15 protein-coding genes and 2 tRNA genes are annotated in these 19,436 nt (G+C 29.2%); 8 read left to right on the plus strand and 9 right to left on the minus strand.

Going from position 1 to position 19,436, the window contains the following annotated elements; genetic code table 11:
• Positions 1-512: 512 nt before the first annotated feature.
• Positions 513-1,079 carry a DedA family protein gene (locus BPEN_RS00265; protein ID WP_011282608.1) on the plus strand — a complete coding sequence of 189 codons (567 nt, stop codon included), beginning with the start codon at positions 513-515 and terminating at the stop codon, positions 1,077-1,079.
• Between the two features lie 169 nt (positions 1,080-1,248).
• Here BPEN_RS00265 and BPEN_RS00270 read toward each other — a convergent pair.
• The 4 genes from BPEN_RS00270 to rpsU all read right to left on the minus strand — a co-directional run bounded on the left by BPEN_RS00270 (position 1,249) and on the right by rpsU (position 5,774).
• Positions 1,249-1,323, minus strand: a tRNA-Ile gene (locus BPEN_RS00270).
• A gap of 321 nt (positions 1,324-1,644) precedes the next feature.
• Complete coding sequence (rpoD, locus tag BPEN_RS00275; RefSeq protein ID WP_011282609.1) at positions 1,645-3,480, minus strand: RNA polymerase sigma factor RpoD; 1,836 nt, start codon at positions 3,478-3,480, stop codon at positions 1,645-1,647.
• Positions 3,481-3,653: 173 nt separating this feature from the next.
• Positions 3,654-5,399 carry a DNA primase gene (gene dnaG / locus BPEN_RS00280; protein ID WP_011282610.1) on the minus strand — a complete coding sequence of 582 codons (1,746 nt, stop codon included), beginning with the start codon at positions 5,397-5,399 and terminating at the stop codon, positions 3,654-3,656.
• 159 nt (positions 5,400-5,558) lie between these two features.
• Entirely contained in the window at positions 5,559-5,774 is a 216-nt protein-coding gene (gene rpsU / locus BPEN_RS00285) for a 30S ribosomal protein S21 (RefSeq protein WP_011282611.1), read from the minus strand.
• Positions 5,775-5,936: 162 nt separating this feature from the next.
• Between rpsU and tsaD the strand changes: the two genes are divergently transcribed.
• On the plus strand, positions 5,937-6,962 hold the full coding sequence (tsaD, locus tag BPEN_RS00290; protein ID WP_011282612.1) for a tRNA (adenosine(37)-N6)-threonylcarbamoyltransferase complex transferase subunit TsaD: 1,026 nt from the start codon (positions 5,937-5,939) through the stop codon (positions 6,960-6,962).
• A 24-nt stretch (positions 6,963-6,986) separates the two neighbouring features.
• On the opposite strand, the gene plsY is transcribed toward tsaD, so the two are convergent.
• Positions 6,987-7,574: a glycerol-3-phosphate 1-O-acyltransferase PlsY gene (gene plsY, locus BPEN_RS00295; protein WP_011282613.1), complete on the minus strand. Its 588-nt coding sequence runs from the start codon at positions 7,572-7,574 to the stop codon at positions 6,987-6,989.
• 119 nt (positions 7,575-7,693) lie between these two features.
• Between plsY and BPEN_RS00300 the strand changes: the two genes are divergently transcribed.
• Complete coding sequence (locus tag BPEN_RS00300; RefSeq protein ID WP_011282614.1) at positions 7,694-8,077, plus strand: dihydroneopterin aldolase; 384 nt, start codon at positions 7,694-7,696, stop codon at positions 8,075-8,077.
• A 95-nt stretch (positions 8,078-8,172) separates the two neighbouring features.
• Positions 8,173-9,057 (plus strand): undecaprenyl-diphosphatase UppP, encoded by an 885-nt coding sequence (uppP, locus tag BPEN_RS00305; RefSeq protein ID WP_011282615.1) that lies wholly within the window; start codon positions 8,173-8,175, stop codon positions 9,055-9,057.
• A gap of 263 nt (positions 9,058-9,320) precedes the next feature.
• On the opposite strand, the gene BPEN_RS00310 is transcribed toward uppP, so the two are convergent.
• Positions 9,321-10,547 (minus strand): tRNA CCA-pyrophosphorylase, encoded by a 1,227-nt coding sequence (locus BPEN_RS00310; RefSeq protein WP_011282616.1) that lies wholly within the window; start codon positions 10,545-10,547, stop codon positions 9,321-9,323.
• A 447-nt stretch (positions 10,548-10,994) separates the two neighbouring features.
• On the opposite strand from BPEN_RS00310, the gene hldE reads away from it, so the two are divergent.
• The 3 genes from hldE to BPEN_RS00325 all read left to right on the plus strand — a co-directional run bounded on the left by hldE (position 10,995) and on the right by BPEN_RS00325 (position 14,989).
• Complete coding sequence (gene hldE, locus BPEN_RS00315) at positions 10,995-12,428, plus strand: bifunctional D-glycero-beta-D-manno-heptose-7-phosphate kinase/D-glycero-beta-D-manno-heptose 1-phosphate adenylyltransferase HldE (protein ID WP_011282617.1); 1,434 nt, start codon at positions 10,995-10,997, stop codon at positions 12,426-12,428.
• 843 nt (positions 12,429-13,271) lie between these two features.
• On the plus strand, positions 13,272-13,916 hold the full coding sequence (ribB, locus tag BPEN_RS00320; protein WP_011282618.1) for a 3,4-dihydroxy-2-butanone-4-phosphate synthase: 645 nt from the start codon (positions 13,272-13,274) through the stop codon (positions 13,914-13,916).
• A gap of 335 nt (positions 13,917-14,251) precedes the next feature.
• Positions 14,252-14,989 carry a 1-acylglycerol-3-phosphate O-acyltransferase gene (locus BPEN_RS00325; RefSeq protein WP_011282619.1) on the plus strand — a complete coding sequence of 246 codons (738 nt, stop codon included), beginning with the start codon at positions 14,252-14,254 and terminating at the stop codon, positions 14,987-14,989.
• Between the two features lie 183 nt (positions 14,990-15,172).
• Here the strand turns inward: BPEN_RS00325 and metC are convergent, their stop codons facing one another.
• The 3 genes from metC to cutA form a co-directional block, all read right to left on the minus strand.
• The gene (gene metC, locus BPEN_RS00330) at positions 15,173-16,360 is read right to left on the minus strand and encodes a cystathionine beta-lyase (protein ID WP_011282620.1); all 1,188 of its coding nucleotides are present in this window, start codon (positions 16,358-16,360) and stop codon (positions 15,173-15,175) included.
• 1,570 nt (positions 16,361-17,930) lie between these two features.
• Positions 17,931-18,003 (minus strand) — tRNA-Phe (locus BPEN_RS00335).
• Between the two features lie 364 nt (positions 18,004-18,367).
• On the minus strand, positions 18,368-18,685 hold the full coding sequence (gene cutA / locus BPEN_RS00340) for a divalent-cation tolerance protein CutA (protein WP_011282621.1): 318 nt from the start codon (positions 18,683-18,685) through the stop codon (positions 18,368-18,370).
• A gap of 411 nt (positions 18,686-19,096) precedes the next feature.
• Here cutA and BPEN_RS00345 point away from each other — a divergent pair, with 411 nt between their 5' ends.
• Complete coding sequence (locus BPEN_RS00345) at positions 19,097-19,390, plus strand: co-chaperone GroES (protein ID WP_011282622.1); 294 nt, start codon at positions 19,097-19,099, stop codon at positions 19,388-19,390.
• Positions 19,391-19,436: the final 46 nt, after the last annotated feature.

The raw sequence follows: 19,436 nt of genomic DNA on the forward strand, positions 1-19,436 counted from the left end.
GATTATCTAAATTGTATTTAGATAGTAATCAAAATTACATTTAATAATTTGTGAGTTGTTGATCATAATATATTTTATGAGAAATGGTTGTTGTTTTTAGAATAGATATGTTTTGTACGTATTGTAATTTAATTTTTTAAAGATTTAATTAGTAGTTGGAATACATATTTTTAAACTAAATTTAATAAGAATAAAATAATAGTAGTCTTTATCAAAAGACGTTATGATATAAGAAGATATAAATAGATATCAACATTATATGCTGATATGCTTTATAAAAAATTATAGATTGGTTGTTTTTATAACGATTTTTCTGAAAAAAATTGAGAATTATAGTAATTAATTAGAAATTATTTATTTTGAAATGGAATCAGGGTGTTATTTTAGATTTTAATGAGGTAGTATATTTACGCTGTTAAAGGAAAAGTCATTTAATTAGGGTAAATTTGCTAATATAAATTATATTTATTTGAATAATTAAATATTTTGTGCGCTATGGAATTCAGTAAGTAATGAATATTTTAAAAGAATTACTAAACGTAGTTTTATGGCAAAACAATATTGTGTTTTTCCCTAATGTGAGATTAGCATTAGCTATTTATTCGTTAGCATTTCTTATTCTTTTTTTGGAAAATGCTATTATTCCAGCTGTTTTTTTGCCTGGAGATAGTTTGTTAGTGATATTAGGGGTATTAGTCGCAAAAGGTGTTTTAAACTTTGCTATTACTTTAGGAATTTTAACGATAGCTGTAAGCTTAGGCAGTTGGATTAGTTATTTACAAGGTAAGTTTTTGGAGAATAATAAAATTTTAAAACGTTGGCTATCTCTGTTACCTAATAAATTTTATCAAAGAGCGAATTATATGATCCATAAACATGGATTGTCCGCTCTTTTTATTGGTCGTTTTATAGCATTTGTGCGAACCGTTTTACCTGTTATTGCAGGAATATCTGGGCTAAGTTCCTTTCGTTTTCAATTATTCAATTGGATCAGTTCGTTTTTGTGGGTGTTTGTATTTATTGTATTAGGTTTCTTTTTAGAACGACTAGAATTTTTTCATACATATTATAATATGTAATAAAAAACTAATTATTATCAATAATAAGAGAAATGTAGGGTTTTATATTTTTTGATAATAAAAATGACCATGTGTACCATTCTGATGTGTTTTTTGTTATTAAGAATAAAACGTTAGATTTTTGACTGAAGAATAAATGATTTTTTTAAATACTTTAAAACATAAGGAATGGCCCCTGCTGGATTTGAACCAGCGACCAAGCGATTATGAGTCGCCTGCTCTAACCAATCTGAGCTAAGGGGCCTGGATGACTATCAATATGACATAAAGAACGTTCACCATTATATTAATAATTTTACCCCATGTACATAATAACTTTATTTCATTCATTAAATAAAATATTATGTTACATACATAATATAATATTTTTTATTAATTTTAATTTTTGCTACATTGTGTGATTTTTATTTATTGATGTGTTTGATTATCATAATGTATATCAATATTTTACAATAAAAAAAATAGTTATTTTTGATGTTATGTGTTGAATAATGTATTTATAAAGCTATATACGGTATCATGATTATAAAGAAACGAGTAATCATACTTTTTAGATGATATTTACTTAATCATCCAAAAAACTTCGCAATATTTCAGATCGACTAGGATGACGTAGTTTTCTTAAAGCTTTCGCCTCTATTTGACGAATACGTTCACGGGTTACATCAAATTGTTTACCCACCTCTTCTAGAGTATGATCAGTATTCATATCAATACCAAATCGCATACGCAATACTTTAGCTTCTCTTGGAGTCAATCCAGAAAGTATATCATGAGTAGCAGTACGTAAATTATCTGAAGTTGCTGAATCTAAAGGTAAATCATGATTAGTATCTTCAATAAAATCCCCAAGATGAGAATCTTCATCATCTCCTACAGGAGTTTCCATAGAAATAGGTTCTTTAGCAATTTTTAACACTTTTCTAATTTTATCTTCTGACATAAGCATACGCTCTGCTAGTTCTTCTGGCGTTGGTTCATGTCCTATTTCTTGTAGCATTTGTCGAGAAACTCGGTTAAGTTTATTAATAGTTTCTATCATATGGACTGGGATTCGAATAGTACGTGCTTGATCGGCTATCGATCTAGTAATTGCTTGACGAATCCACCAAGTAGCGTAAGTGGAAAATTTATAACCACGACGATACTCAAATTTATCTACGGCTTTCATTAAACCAATATTACCTTCTTGTATTAAATCTAAAAATTGTAATCCTCTATTTGTATATTTTTTAGCAATAGATATAACTAAACGAAGATTAGCTTCAACCATTTCTTTTTTAGCTCTTCGAGCTTTAGCTTCTCCAATAGACATACGACGGTTAATATCTTTCACTTGTTCTATTGTTAGTCCTGTTTCTTTTTCAATTTGATGTAATTTTGATAAACTATTCTGCACATCTTCATCAACTTTATATAATTTTTCTGACCATGATGTGTGCATAGATAAAGCTGTATTAAACCATGTTTTATTCGTTTGGTTTCCTGAAAATAACGCTATGAAATTTTTTTTTGGCATTTTACTAATCTCGACACATAATTTCATAATTAAGCGTTCTTGTTTACGTACTCGTTCCATCATAGAGCGCATATTATTAACTAAATAATCAAATTGTTTTGGAACTAATCTAAATTGTTTAAATATTTCAGAGAGTTTTAAAATTTCTTTTGATGATTTAATGTGATTTCGTCCATTATATTTAATTGTTTTACGTGTTATATCATACTGATTACGTAGTGCTGTAAATTTTACATAGGCTATTTCTGGATCAATGTTATTTTCATCATTATTTTCTTCTTCATCGTCATCAGATATTGATTCAGTTGTAACTTCAGCAGTTATGTGATTGATGTTTGTGTGTATTGATATATTTTCATTTATATCAGGATCTACAAAACCCGTAATTAAATCTGAAAGGCGTGTTTCACCGGTTTCCACGCGTTTATATTGTTCTAAAAGATAAGTAATTGCTTCTGGATATTCAGAAACTGAACATTGTACTTGGTTTATTCCGTCTTCAATTCTTTTAGCAATATCTATTTCACCTTCTCGTGTTAATAATTCTACAGTACCCATTTCTCGCATATACATTCGTACTGGATCAGTTGTCCTGCCTAACTCTGAGTCAACGTTAGTCAATGCTTGCACAGCTGCTTCTGTTGCATCTTCCTCATCATTAGTAGAATGAGTGTGTTCGATTAATAAAAACTCGTCGGAATTAGGGGCTTCTTCCATGACTTGAATACCCATATCATTCATCATTTGGATTATATTTTCGATTTGACCAGGATCCACGATGTCTTCTGGCAAATGATCATTAACTTCAGAAAAAGTTAAGTATCCTTGTTCTTTCCCGAGTGTGACGAGCAACTTAAGTTGTGATTGTGGGTTATGTTCCATAAAATACTCCCACGTTTCAAAATAATATTTATATTTAAAAGTTTAATAGTGGTGTAATATCCCATCTATCGATGATATGTAGTAAATGATTGCAAAAATAATTTCATTCAGGAGGTATCTTCATGATTGTTTTCATTAGTGACATTAAATCCAAAGAGTTTGTAATTTTTATATTAATGTTTCGATAATGTTTGATTTAATAACCATAATTCTTGACGTTCTTGCGTTGTTAGACCAGATGTACGATCACGAGCAATAAGTAACTCTTGGCGTTTTTCAAGAGTCAGATTATATAATTTGGTCAAAGCATCAACAAAAGTAGTCTCTATCATATCATTTGTAATTAAATGATTCCAATATGCTAGCGATTCAAGTTTTGAAAAAAATTTATTTCCACGATAATGTTCTAATAATTGCGCAGAAGTTGATATTGGATATGTTTTACATATTTGAATTAAATCAATAAACATTACAATATCATTCTGTTTCAATTGTTCTAATCCTTGTACACTTGGTACTAATTTAGAAAGTCGTGGATTTTGTATTAATAATCCTACCAGTATGTGCCCTATGCTGTTATTTACATAACATCTGTTTATTTTATTAGTATATGTAACAGGTTTTCTTGTTAGCAATTGACTTAATTTATTATCATCTAAAATCCCTATTTTATTGCCTAATTGTTGCAGTAAACATAATTTCAGTGTTTGCCCTGGAATTTTTTTAAGTATAGGTAATATCAGACTACTTAATTTAACTCGACCTGATAATGTTTGTAAATTTGTTTTTTTTGATAATGTTTCAAATAAAAAATTTGATAAATCTTGTGTTTGAGTTAACCTTTTTAAAAAGTTGTCTTTTCCTATTTTACGTATTAATGTATCTGGATCTTCTCCATGAGGCAAAAATGCGAAATGTATTTGACGTTCATCAGTAAGATACGGAAGGGCAGTATTTAATGTACGCCAAGCAGCTTTTTTACCAGCATAATCGCCATCATAACAACAAATGATTTGATCAGTAATACTATACAACAATCGAATATGATTATCAGTAGTAGACGTTCCTAAAGCAGCAACTGCATAATTAATACCAAATTGTGTTAACGTGATAACATCAATATAACCTTCTACCAAAAGTATGCAAGAGAGATTTTTGTGTTTCATACGCGCTTCATATAAGCCATATAAATGTTGACTTTTTTTAAAAATTTCGGTATCTGGTGAGTTTAAATACTTGGGTATTTTGTTTTGAGTAATAACACGACCTCCGAATGCCACAATTCTTCCTGTTATATCTCGTATAGGAAATATCAATCGGTCACGAAAGCGATCATATTTATATTTTTTTGTATTACTACTAATTAACATACCTGATTGGTCAAGTAATTTTTGATCGTATAATGTAAGACCAAATTTTTGTATTATATTATTCCATCTGGGTGGAGCAAATCCAATATTGAAATCATCAATAGTTTTGGTATTTAATCCACGATTTTTCAAATATTTGTAAGCGTATAAATATTTTTTTTGGGTTAAGATATTTTTATAGTATGCGCATAATTTATTCATTAACTGATATAAGTTATTTTTTAGATAATTATTGCGCTTACAAACATTTAGATTTTTTTCTATTGAGATTCCGTGCATGATCGATAGTTCTTTGATAGCTTCAAGAAATGTAAGTCGATCATAATGCATCAAAAAATCTATCACATTTCCATGTGATCCACAGCTGAAGCAATAATAGAACTGTTTTTCGATATTAACAGTAAATGATGGATGTTTTTCAGTATGAAATGGACAACAGGCTAAAAAATTCTTTCCTTGTTTTTTTAAAGGAACGCGTTGACTAATTAAATCAACAATATTAGTACGTGATATCAATTCATTAATTACTGTATTTGGGATTCGGGTAATTGTCTCGCCTTAGCTCATGTTATTGAGAACAGATAACATAATGATTATCATCATGGATGGTTGAATGTCATATATGTAGGTAAATGTGCCCTGGTATTTTATAATTAGAAAAATAATTTTTATTGTTTAATTTTTGCACATGAAAAACCACGAGCTTATTTAATATAAGCGAATACGTCTTAAATTTTCTCGAGATAGTTTTTTTATATGACGTTTAATAGCCGATGCTTTGGCTCGTTTACGTTCTGTAGTTGGTTTTTCATAAAATTCTCTACGACGTACTTCAGATAAAATTCCTGATTTTTCACAAGATCTTTTAAAACGACGTAACGCTACATCAAATGATTCGTTTTCACGCACTTTAATTATTGGCATATATCTGTCTCTATTATTTAATATTTTGATTGAGGATTATTGTTATTTTATTTATATAAATAACTATATTTTTACTATTTTGTAATATAGCATTAAATATTATGACATGAAATATAAATAGTGTGAGTATTTTGTAATTGTCAATTAAATATGGAGTATTATATGCGTGTTTTAGGTATTGAAACTTCATGTGATGAAACAGGCGTAGCAATTTATGATCAACATAAAGGGTTATTAGCTAATGAAGTATATAGTCAAAGTGAATTGCATGCTGATTATGGCGGGGTTGTTCCTGAATTAGCTGCTCGTGATCATGTTCGAAAAATAGTTCCTTTAATTTCATGTACACTAAATCGAGCGCGTTTAGAGCCAAAAAATATTGATGGAATAGCATACACTGCTGGACCTGGATTGATGGGTGCCTTATTGGTCGGAGCAACTGTTGCTAGGACACTTGCGTATGCTTGGAAAATACCCGCTATCGATATTCATCATATGGAAGCTCATTTATTAGCGCCAATGTTAGAAAAAAAAGTTCCTACTTTTCCATTTATAGCATTATTAGTATCTGGCGGACACACTCAACTTGTGTCTGCAAGCAATATAGGGGAATATAAAATATTAGGAGAATCTATTGATGATGCTGTTGGAGAAGTGTTTGATAAGATTGCTATATTGTTAGGATTAAAATATCCTGGAGGAGCTTTATTATCAAAAATGGCTCAGAAGGGTATTTCGAAGCGTTATGTATTTCCTCGTCCTATGATTGATCGCCCCGGTTTGAATTTTAGTTTTTCTGGTTTAAAAACTTGTACGGTAAATACTATTATGTCAAATTCTCATGATGCTCAAAATTGTGCTGATATTGCACGTGCGTTTGAAGATGCAATTATTGAAACATTAGCAATCAAATGTCGCCGTGCCTTAAATCAAACTGGATTAAAATGTTTAGTGATATCTGGAGGTGTTAGCGCTAACCATGCGTTAAGGTCGTATCTTTTGAAGATGATGTATACCTTACAAGGAAGCTTGTTTTATCCTAGACCGGAGTTTTGTACAGATAATGGCGCAATGGTGGCTTACGCTGGATTAATTAGACTAAAGGCTGGATTATTTAGTGATTTACCAATTTTAGTAAGACCACGCTGGTCATTAGAAGATCTTCCACGAATAAAGCAATCATTATAATTTGCGTGTTAGTAATATTTTATGTTATTTACGCCAAATACGGTTTTCTTTGTGATGCCATAATCGTTTAATATTAGCTGCATGCTTTATTACAACTAAAGAAGATATTATGATGGTTGGCAGTAAATATTGAGATTGAAAATGCCAAGCATAACAAGGTATAATGAACGCAGTAACGATAGCTCCTAGCGAGGAATATCCAAAAGATAGCACAGTCAACGTCCAGGAACTGATCATAACTATGGAAAGATGCAGGTCTATGGTTGTAAGGACTCCAAATGCGGTAGCTACCCCTTTTCCTCCATAAAATTTAAAAAATATGGGGTACATGTGTCCCAGACAGGAAAAAACAGCCGTAGCTCCTAAAAAAATAGGTGAAATTTTTAAATGATATCCCAACCACATTGGGATTGCTCCTTTTAATATATCAAACAAAATTACACTAATTGCAATTTTAAGACCTGCGATGCGTAAAATATTAGTAGCACCGGGATTTTTAGAGCCAAAATTTCTTGGGTCTGGAAAACGTAATATTTTGCATATTAAAATAGCGCTAGATATTGACCCTAAAAAATAAGCAAATATCGTTATTAGAATAGAAAAAAAAATCATAATAATTAATTTATTGATATTTAATAGCAATTATTGCATATATTTTACATATATATGTGTGTATATTAAATAGTCAATATCATTTAAATAAATAATTTTTATGTAATTGAATATAATATATGATGGATATCTTATTTATCGATCGACTGACAGTAATGGCGTATATCGGTATAAATGATTGGGAAAAAAATTGTTTGCAAAAATTAATTTTTGATTTGCAATTGTCATGTAATACTGAATTTTTTGAAGATCATCAAAGTGTAGTGTCTTATATTGATTATACTCATGTAAATCAAGTCATACTTAGTTTAGTGAGCCAGAAACATTTTTACTTAATAGAAGATGTTGCTAATTTAATAGCAAACACATTGATAGAAAAATTTTGTATTTACTGGGTTCGTGTAAAAGTGAATAAACCTGGTGCAATTCATAATGCTTGTAATGTTGGTATATGTGTTGAGCGAAAGAATAAAACACTTCTCAAGTCTTTAAAAAAGAGTTAGTTTGTTGAAAAGTGTATGGATGTATCTATAAGATAAGAAAAATTTTTAAATAAGTATAATTATTTCTATATACCATGAGTAACGTGGTGATACATATGTCAATGATTTATATTACGTTAAATATTATAGCCTATGTTATTGATGTTAGATCATTAATATTAGATGTACGTAGATTAGTTTTTTCATTGATTTTGGGGATAGTAGAAGGTTTAACAGAATTTCTTCCTATTTCTTCAACAGGGCATATGATATTAGTAGAAAATATTTTAAATTGCATGGATGATTCAGTCATAGCTTTTACTGTGATTATTCAATTAGGTGCTATTTTGTCTATAACAAAAATTTTTTGGAGTCAATTATATGGTATGAGTATGATTTGTATAAAAAAAATATTTTTTAAACAACATGATGATCATAATCATTTATGTATTCGGCATATATTTTTAGGAACGTTTCCAGGAATAATGTTAGGTATGATTTTTTATGAAAAAATTGGTTTGATTTTTGAGTTAACATATATTATGTATGGTTTGATAATTGGAGGGATTTTTTTATTAGTTGGAGAATTATGTGCATCTAAAGAACCACGTGTATCACGTATCAATAATATAACTTATTTGCAAGCTTTTTTAATTGGGTGTTTTCAATGTTTAGCTTTTTGGCCGGGATTTTCTCGTGCTGGTGCTACTATCGGAGGAGGATTAGTAGTTGGGCTTGATCGGCGTATATCATCAGAGTTTTCATTTTTTTTAGCGGTGCCTATTATATTTGGTTCTGCGGTATTAACCTTATATCATTATAGATCTTGTATTGGTCTCATGGATGTTTTGTTATTGATAGCGGGTAGTGCTACAGCATTTTTTATAGCATTATTTACTGTAAGATATTTTTTGAAAATAGTTAAAAATGTTTCTTTAATTCCTTTTGCTATATATCGATTTTTATTGGCAGGAGGTATTTATTGGGGGTTAATGACATGATTTACATTAATGTGCTTGATAAAAATTTAAAATTATTAGATATTTGCATTGGTTAATGTGCTTTGTGTTGAATATTAAAGAATATAATTATTATTATAATGGTAACTATTGTTGTGATTTATATAAAAACATTATTTTTGTATGTAAATTTAATACCATTAAAAGTGCCACTATATGTGTTTGTGGTTTGTTTTTAGTTGTGCATATTTGCTTTAAGTTATTCGATTGTTTATAGTGTTTTTAAAATTATGTATATACATATTTTATATTTGTTTATTTTTCCATGAATTTAAAGCATGTAAACGTCTGGCGTATAATTCCCTACTTATGTTCGATCCGGTGAATCCATCTTTAATAATGTCTACAGTGGAAATTTTTTTAGTAACGGTAAAGGCTGTACGTAGTAAATTTTCTTGATTGAGTGAATAATTATTATAATTCTTCCATCTTATTGGATCGGATTGACTAACCAAAATAATTTGATCTATTCTGTTTGGGCGGCGCCAACAATCAAAAACATGAAATAAGGTCATTAGCATTTCAGGTTTTAATATTTTTACGTTATATAAATAGTCGTGATATTCTGAGGTAATTTTTGAAAAATTACGAATTTCATGTGGTATTTTGAATCTATTGCATAAATTGTGAATTAAAGTAATTCCCAATTTTCTGTGATCATGATGTTTGGTATTTTTGTTTATTTTATTGAGAGGGATTCCTTTTCCTAAATCACGGCATAGAACAGAAAAACGTACACTGATATCATCTGTTAAATAAGCAGCTTTGGAAAGTGTTGTCATGGTATAATAACCAGTGTTAATTTTTGTGCAATACTGAGTTGGAGTAGGTATATCAAATAATGCATCTAATTCAGGAAATAAAATCTTTAAGGCTCCGCAATGCCGTAAGACTGTAAAATATACTTGTGGATTATCTGTAATCAAAGCTTTTTTTGTTTCTGTCCATATACGTTCTGGAGATAGCGATAGTAATTCATGAATCATTTGTTTCATTAATATTAGTGTTTCTGGAGCTATAGCAAAATTCATATGTGCGAATCGCGCAGCAAAGCGAGCGACTCTTAATACTCGTAGAGGGTCTTCATGAAATGTATGAGAAACATGCCGTAACAGTCGTAATTTTATATCTCTTTGTCCGTGATATGGATCTATAAGATTTCCGTGTGAGTCATAAGCCATAGCATTAATGGTTAAATCTCTACGATACAGATCTTCTTCAATAGTAATTGAAGGGGCTGTATGACAAATAAACCCAGTATATCCTTGACCAGATTTTCGTTCAGTGCGTGCCAATGCATATTCTTCATGGCTTTCTGGGTGTAAGAATACCGGAAAATCTTTTCCAACTTGTTCATAGCCTATATTTAACATTTCTTGAGGACTAGATCCTACTACTACCCAATCTTTTTCTTGAACTGGTAGTTTTAGCAACGCGTCTCGTACGGCGCCACCCACTAAATATTTTTCCATTGAGCAATTCTCAATCAAATGATTTGCATAGTAAAATGCTACTGATTAATTAAAAATAAAACTATTTTATGTAGAATATAATTTTGAAAATAAAATATAGTGATTTTTTTGTTTTTATTAATTATATTAAACAAAGGTTTTTAAACAATTATTTTAGTACTAATGAATCAAGTCAATTCATTAATTGATACATCAAGTTATATATAGTACAGATAATTTCACACATAAAGTATTAATATGGGCTATAGTCTAAGACAGAATATTATTCTTAATTTTTTGAAAATATAAATTCAGTTGTATTTCAAACAGCGTTACAAATGTACTAAAGTTGTTTGTATTATGATTTTGATTACTTACAAAATAATTTAATTTATTAATAATTTTAATATTATTATAATGTATAATTAGCTATGCTTTTATTTGTTCAAGATGTTTATTGGGTAAATCATGACTGTTATTTTTCCAAATTTTTCTAAATCGAGTGTATTAATTGTAGGGGATGTTATGTTAGATCGATATTGGTATGGGCCTACCGATAAGATTGCCCCAGAAGCACCTGTTCCGATTGTTAAGGTTAATAAAATTATAGATCGACCAGGTGGAGCTGCCAACGTTGCAATGAATATTGCTTCTTTAGGTGCTCGATCGAGATTATTAGGATTAACTGGAGTTGATGAAGCAGCTAAAATTTTAAAAAAGCAACTTAACGAATCGAATATAAAATGGAATTTTATCTCAGTTAGAACATGTCCTACTATAATTAAATTACGAGTAATGTCACGTAATCAACAACTTATCAGATTAGATTTTGAACAATATTTTAATAATGTTGATACTACGAAATTACTTAAACAAGTTGAATTGTATTTACCAAAATATAAGGTATTAGTATTGTCTGATTATGCCAAGGGTTCTTTAAACTGCATAGAAGAGATTATTAAATTGGCACGTTATATGAATGTACCGGTTATCGTAGACCCTAAAGGTATACAATTTTCTCGTTATAAAGGAGCTACTTTATTAACTCCTAATATATCAGAATTTGAATCGATCGTAGGGTCTTGTCGTAATGAAAAAATTTTGATAAATAGAGCTCAAGAAATTATAATCGATTACAATTTATCAGCTTTATTGATTACACGCTCTGAAAGGGGTATGACTTTATGCACACGGTATGCAGCCCCATTATATTTTTCAACTCAGAAAAAGAAAGTATACCATGTAACTGGCGCTGGGGACACGGTAGTTGGTGTACTGTCAGCAGCATTGTCTTCTGGTAAAAGTTTAGAAAAAGCATGTTTTTTAGCTAATTTGGCCGCTAGCGCGGTAATAAAAAAATCTGGGACTTCTACTAGTAATGTAACTGAAATGAAAAATATTATGAATAGTCATATATGTACTACTTTGCCTGTCGGTATATTAGATGAGAAAACGTTAAAACAGACAATATCTGTAGTTCGTAATAGAGGTGAAAAAATAGTCATGACTAATGGTGTCTTCGATATATTGCATTCTGGCCATGTAAGTTATTTGACTAATGCTAAAAAACTTGGCGATAGATTAATTGTGGCCGTAAACAGTGATGGCTCAACGAGGCGTTTAAAAGGCAAAACAAGACCTATAAATACTTTAGAACAACGTATGTTTATATTAGCTGCTTTAACAGTCGTAGATTGGGTAGTGCCTTTTTATGAGGATACACCCTCAAGATTAGTTGCATACTTATCTCCAGATTTTTTGGTAAAAGGAGGCGATTATCATGTATGTGATATCGAGGGAAGCCAAGGAGTGCTGAATCGTGGAGGGACAGTGCGTGTGTTAAATTTTCAAACTGGGTGTTCTAGCAGCAATATTATTAATGCTATTAAACGTAAAAATTAAAAGAATGTAAGGTAATTTATCATAAATATGTATTTTAGTATGATATTAAAATATAGCGAATGTTTAAGTCATGAGATGCGCGTACGAGCGCGACAATACTCGGGCATGAGTAAGACGTAAATGTATTAATATGATTTGGAAGTCAATATAATTATTCTATTTATGACAATGTAGTTAAAAGAGAATTGTTTTATCCTTGTTATTAATATGGCTGACGGTTTTAATTTGTGTTTATATTGGTTTGTAATATTTTATAGTTTTTATAATTATTTCGTTTTTATCGTGGTTTGTAATAACATTATGTAGGTATATAAAGTTATTTTGATTCTCCATAATTCGTATTTGCTCATTTTGTATGATAATAATTTCGAGATGTTTTTATTTAAATTATATGTAATATTTTGAATAATGTTTGGAATAAATTAATATGAATAACATCAAATTTTTTGATTTTGAAAATCAACATATCAATGTTATTAATTATTTTTAATATATGTAGTATTACTCATAATAAATAGTGTTTTAATATAAATTTTTGATTTATTGAAACATATCAGGTGTGACATGTTTTGTGTATATAGTGTCTATGCATACAGAGTAAAGATGGTTTAGTACATACTAGCTACATTTAATCATAAAAATATGAATTTGACAGCATTATCAGTACGATTTTATGAAAATGATTTGATATAATCTGAGCATTAGTGGCGATAGTCTAAATGAGGGATGGGGATATAGGTTTTAATAGAATATATATATTCTATTTATTAAAATTGTACTTTTTATAGTTTGATCGTATTTTTATTGCAATAAATTATGGTATTTAGTGAGGATTTAATTATCATGCACCGGAGGAATGTTTTATCTGAATTTGGATCGCCTGTCGAGCGTGTCCAAAATGCGTTAAAAGCATTGCGCAATGGACGGGGTATTTTAGTAATGGATGATGAAAATCGTGAGAATGAAGGTGATATGATATTTGCTGCGGAAAATATGACAGTTGAACAAATGGCATTAACTATTCGTTATGGCAGTGGGATAGTTTGTTTATGCTTGACAGAGGATCGATGTAAACAGTTAAATTTAACAATGATGGTGGAGAATAATAGTAATAGGTATAGAACTGCTTTTACTGTTACTATAGAAGCAGCAAAAGGTGTAACTACTGGGGTTTCGGCTGCAGATCGATTAACTACTATTAGAGCTTCTATAGAAGATAGTGCAAAGCCTTCTGACTTAAATCGTCCTGGACATGTGTTTCCCTTACGCGCTCAAAATGGGGGAGTATTAGCTCGTTTTGGTCATACAGAAGCAGCTGTTGATTTAACTTTATTAGCTGGATTAAAGCCATTTGGGGTATTATGTGAAGTAACAAATGAAGATGGAAGTATGGCGCGTATATTAGAAATAATTGCGTTTGCACGTAGACACAAAATGCCAGTTTTAACTATTTCAGATTTGATAACTTATCGTATTCATATGACTTAATGAAAATAATTGTTCATTAAGTAATAAAGTTTTAAGAATATTTTAAATATATCGCATAAAGAAAATTATATATATTGAATATCATCAATAATGATTGTGTTTTATTCTGTAGTTTTTGAATATATTTCAATAACATATTTATATGACAACATTTTATGTGAATAAAATTCATATATCCTAATCAGGGTAGTGTTTTTGACCGAAATTATTATAATTTAATAACTGTTCTGAAAATATTAAGTATAAGAAATGATATTGTCTGATTAAACATAAACGCAATAATTATATAATTTTTTTTAATAACACGTTCCTAGCGATATGTTCAAGGAGAAAATATGCTTGCCATTATACGTATTATTTTAGTCTTGATATTGTCAATTAATATTTGTATATTTGGTATTATTTATTGTTTATTAAGACCGCGTCAGTCATACCACACTGCTCTTTTTGGTCGATTGTTCGGAAGCATGGCTCCTATTTTTGGTATTCAACTTAAAATACGAAATTTATCAAGTAATCAATTACCAAGGCATTGTATATATATTGCGAATCATCAAAATAATTACGATATGATCACAGTATCTTGTGTTGTGAAGCCCCGTACAATAATAGTAGGTAAAAAAAATTTATTGTGGATTCCATTTTTTGGGCAACTATATTGGTTATGTGGAAATATATTAATTAATCGTAGTAAAAATACTCGGTCTCATAATATTTTAATACAAAAGGCTAAATCTGTTAAAACGCACGATATTTCTATTTGGGTTTTTCCGGAAGGTACACGTAGTGCCGGCAGAGGATTGTTACCGTTTAAAATTGGTGCGTTTCATGCTGCAATTGCAGCTCGAATACCAATTGTACCTGTTTGTGTTTCTAATATTTCTAATAAAAAAATAAAATTAAATCGTTGGTCTAATGGTTTAGTGATTATTGAATTTATGCCTCCTATAGAAACTCAAAAATACGAACCCAATAAAGTACGTGACATGACTAAATATTGTTATGAGATTATGAAAGTGAAAATTGATTCATTAAATAAAGAGGTAATTGAATATGAAACACAGATATCTTGATCATTAAAAACGCATGTATAAAATAATTTTTAACTGTATTGGAGGAGTGGATACGATTTTTAATCGTTTGTTAGTTTGAATATGTAAAAATTACGGATATGTATATCTAATTATTGATTAGATACTTTTGCGATTAATGTATAAAGATACAAATATTTTTGAACGTTAAAGTTATTTATGTCACTATGCATTTATGCGGTTAAGAGCATCCGATAAATCATGAATCAGATCATTAGGGTGTTCTAATCCCACGTGAATTCGAACTAATGTTCCTGTAAAATCTAACGCACCAGAAGGGCGTATAGGACGTAGTTCTTCTACTTGATTAACTAAAATTAAAGATTCAAATCCGCCCCAGGAATATGCAATTTTAAAGTATTTAAAATGATCAATAAAATTAGATAATTGTAAATCATTTAAACGGTTCTTTAAAATAAATGAAAATAATCCGCTAGATCCACTAAAATCTCTTATAAAATATTTATGTCCTTTGCATGTAGATAAAGCGGGATGATTGACTCGCTCTATTTTTGGGTGTTGAGCTAACCAATGAGCAACATGTAGTCCATTTTCTTCATGTTGTTTTAATCTAACATATAAAGTGCGTAATCCACGTGATGCCATGTAAGCGGTGTCAGCATCAACCATTTGTCCCATTAAATAAGATTGTTCTTGTAATTGATCCCAACAACGTGCGTTAGAAACTGCAGTTCCTATCATTCCATCAGAATGGCCTATGATATATTTAGTACCTGATTGTAGAGAAACATCTACTCCGATATCTAATGCTTTTAAAAAAACTCCTGCTGACCAAGTATTGTCTAGTAATATGATAATATCTGATTTTTTTTTACGTACTGTTTTAACGATGCTAGGAACATCTTGCACCTCCATTGTTATTGATCCTGGTGATTCTAATATAACTAAACGAGTATTATGTTGAATTAAATTAGAAATATTATTTCCAATTAATGGATCAAACCAGGTAGTGTCTATATTCATTCTCTTTAAAACATATCGACAGAATTTCTGAGTTGGTTCATATGCAGATCCTGTCATCAATATATGGTCTCCTGGTTGGACAAAAGAAAGGATCGTATGAGTAATTGCCGCTGTACCGCATGGATATAGCATGCAACCAACACCATTTTCTAATTCAGTCATTGATTGGCGTAGGGAAAAATGAGTAATAGTTCCATATCGACCATAGAATAATTTATCAGTTGTACTATGATTATTTACAGCTTTCTGTTTTTGCTGAATAGAATTGAATACTACTGAAGATGTTCGTTGGATAATAGGATTAATTGCGCCGTATGTATATTTCTGTTCTCTTCCAGAAGTAATTAGTGTAGTTTCAAATTTTTTCATGATTGTTGTATTGAATGGACTAATAATAAAAACTAAATATATTTGATATGTTATACAACAAATATTATATTTTTATTGGTATTATTTTAATATGTTTATATGGATTTTATTGAATCGAAATTAAATATAATAATAACTTCATATTTCACCGATTTTAATGGATTTGCATGTCGATGTCTAGTATATAGTGTTATATAGCATATGTTAATTTTAATTTTATAATAATGATAATTTATAGATAGGGAGTTATGCTTTGAAGATCTTTGAATACATGATGTGAATGGGTGTTATTTTTTTTGAAATTATTTAATTACCATACCTCTTATTAATATAAGAGGTATGGTAATTTTTTCTAAAAGAAATTAAAAAGATTTAAAATGGTAAGCATGGAGTATAATTTTTGTATTATAGAAAAATTGTTTTTTAAATAAAATTATTTGTTTAATACCAGTGATTGTTAAATATTATGCATATTATATATAATGTCTAAATTTACTTAGATCGTTGTTACATTAATTTTATTTATTATAGTCCTGTAATTGTATATTAAATTTAATGTGCATTGACTATGGTAGGTTTTTGTAAACAATAAAAGTTATTATGAGTATATATCGGAATCAAATCATTATATATAGCTACACGACATACGAGATTTAATAAACTAGATCAGTAAGTATTGGTTAATAACAATAGGTTACATACATTGTTTTCAATGAAGAAATTAATATGATCGTTTGTTGTGATAATTAACGATGTGGCTGTATAGAAAAAATGAAATGATCTCAGTTGAATACTTATAAAGAGCATATTTTATTTATAAAAATAATATTTTTTAAAATAATTAGAACAATTATTGTGATATATAAATAATATTAGTTTTTCTTAATGAAATTTAGAATATTCATGTTAATTTTTTTACTTAATTGTTATTGAATATAATTACAAATTATATTTTTAATGTGTTATTTTTAACATTTAAATGTTAGTTATTAATTTTTTAATTATATACTTATTAAGTAGAAATAATTTAGTAATCTTTAATTAAAGTATGTGGTTATTCAAATGTATTATTGTAATTTCTTAGTATTCATATTTTGAGTAATTTTCATCAGTTAATACAGAACTATCTATTTCAATATTATTGGTTATTAGTCTTCTAATAATCCCAGTAACTTGGATTAATAAATGAGTTTGCATTGATTAAATGTAGTATTATATGCTTAAGGTTATAGAAAAATTTAAAATTTGTCTTTTTAGAATTTTTAGATATTTTGTACTGGATGTGCTGTTTATTTTCAGTCTTATCATAAAGTAATAGTTTTTATTTGAGTCGCGTATGATTTTTATTAATTTTAATTTTTTATTTATACAAACGATGATTTTCTACTAACACTTCATGATTGTTAAGTTTTTATTGATCTTTTTATTTTTACTATAGAAGTATATTAGAATGAGCAACAGAAGATGTCTGGAGTTGTTTGTAGTTTTATGGTAAATTGCATAGGCGTGCAGCAAGAATAATGATTAATTTATTCAAACGTCGAATCAACTGGACGGGGTCTTTAAGATGTGCCCGGACTTGGAATTGAACCAAGGACACGAGGATCTTCAGTCCTCTGCTCTACCGACTGAGCTATCCGGGCTTATTAGTTGTGTTTATTACCATGCATATGAAAGAAATCTAATTGTATTATCTTTATTCTTTTAAATTCGTCAATATATTTTATTTGTTGATGATTACATTTCCATCTAAAATGATTTTTAAATATAAAATGGTTTTAGATAAGATACTTCATTGAAAGAAAGTTTTTATATGTTCTTATTTGTATAGGAATACTTGGAGCAATTTTAATATAAGATGGTATTTTTTTTTGTCTAATTTTTAGATATTACGATTGTAATAAAATTTAAAAATAAAGTTTATTTTATATAGTATATTAGGTGGTGATTATATTACTGGTGTTGCGTTATCAATAATTGTGCTGTGTTTTTTGTATTCATAGAATATTAATGCTTCCGTAATACAGATTGCATCCATGATAAATAATTTGGCTCCCCATCTATAATGGGGAGAACTAAAAATTCTGGAACTTTATAGGGGTGTAATTGTTGAATTGTGTTTAACACCGCTTCTTTTAAGGAACTTCGTGTCTTAATTAATAATTGTAATTCATCTTGTTCTTTCAAAGCGTTGCCCCAATAATAAAATGAGCGAGCTTCTTGCAATAAAGTTATGCATGCCGCTAATTTATGATGCAATAAAGTTTTCGTTAAATTCAAAACAATGGACATATCTTTAGGTGTGGTACACAAAATTATTATCATTTTTCTCTGTAAACAATTTGGTTCAGTATCTGTTACTTATATTGCTATAGTAAAATTTTCTAAACAATAGAAAGGAAACGTCTTATCTATTATTTTAATTGTATATTCATTTTAATAATAGATGCTGTTCGTATTATTGTTTGTTTATTATACAAGATAACGATTGTGTGTGAAGTACTAAGTAAATAAATATTAATTTTTATTAATTAAAAAGAAGATGTACTTATGAAGATACGAATATGTACATATATAAAAAATTTTCTTATCCCCCCTTGAAGCAATCTTGAATGCCCCCATTTTAGGTATTGTCCTGAAGTGGTGAATATTAATAAAATTTGCATATGATGTTTAATGTCATAGTTTATTAATGTAGGATGCGAATAGTTAGATAACATAATTAGGGAGCATTAAATGAAAATTCGTCCATTGCATGATCGTGTAATTGTTAAACGTAAAGAGGTTGAATCGAAGTCCGCAGGAGGTATTGTGTTGACTGGATCTGCAGCAGGAAAATCTACTCGTGGAGAAGTATTGGCTGTTGGTCATGGCCGCGTTTTGGAAAACGGGGGGGTGAAAGCTTTAGATGTGCGTATTGGTGATACCGTAATTTTCAATGACGGGTATGGTGTAAAAGTGGAGAAAATTGATAATGAAGAAGTATTAATTATGTCAGAAAGCGATATCCTTGCTATCGTTGAGAAATAATTCGCGACTAACTTATTAATTGAACTTGGAAATCTTTAAGGAAAAT

Source organism: Candidatus Blochmanniella pennsylvanica str. BPEN, assembly GCF_000011745.1.
Taxonomy (GTDB): Bacteria; Pseudomonadota; Gammaproteobacteria; order Enterobacterales; family Enterobacteriaceae; genus Blochmanniella; species Blochmanniella pennsylvanica.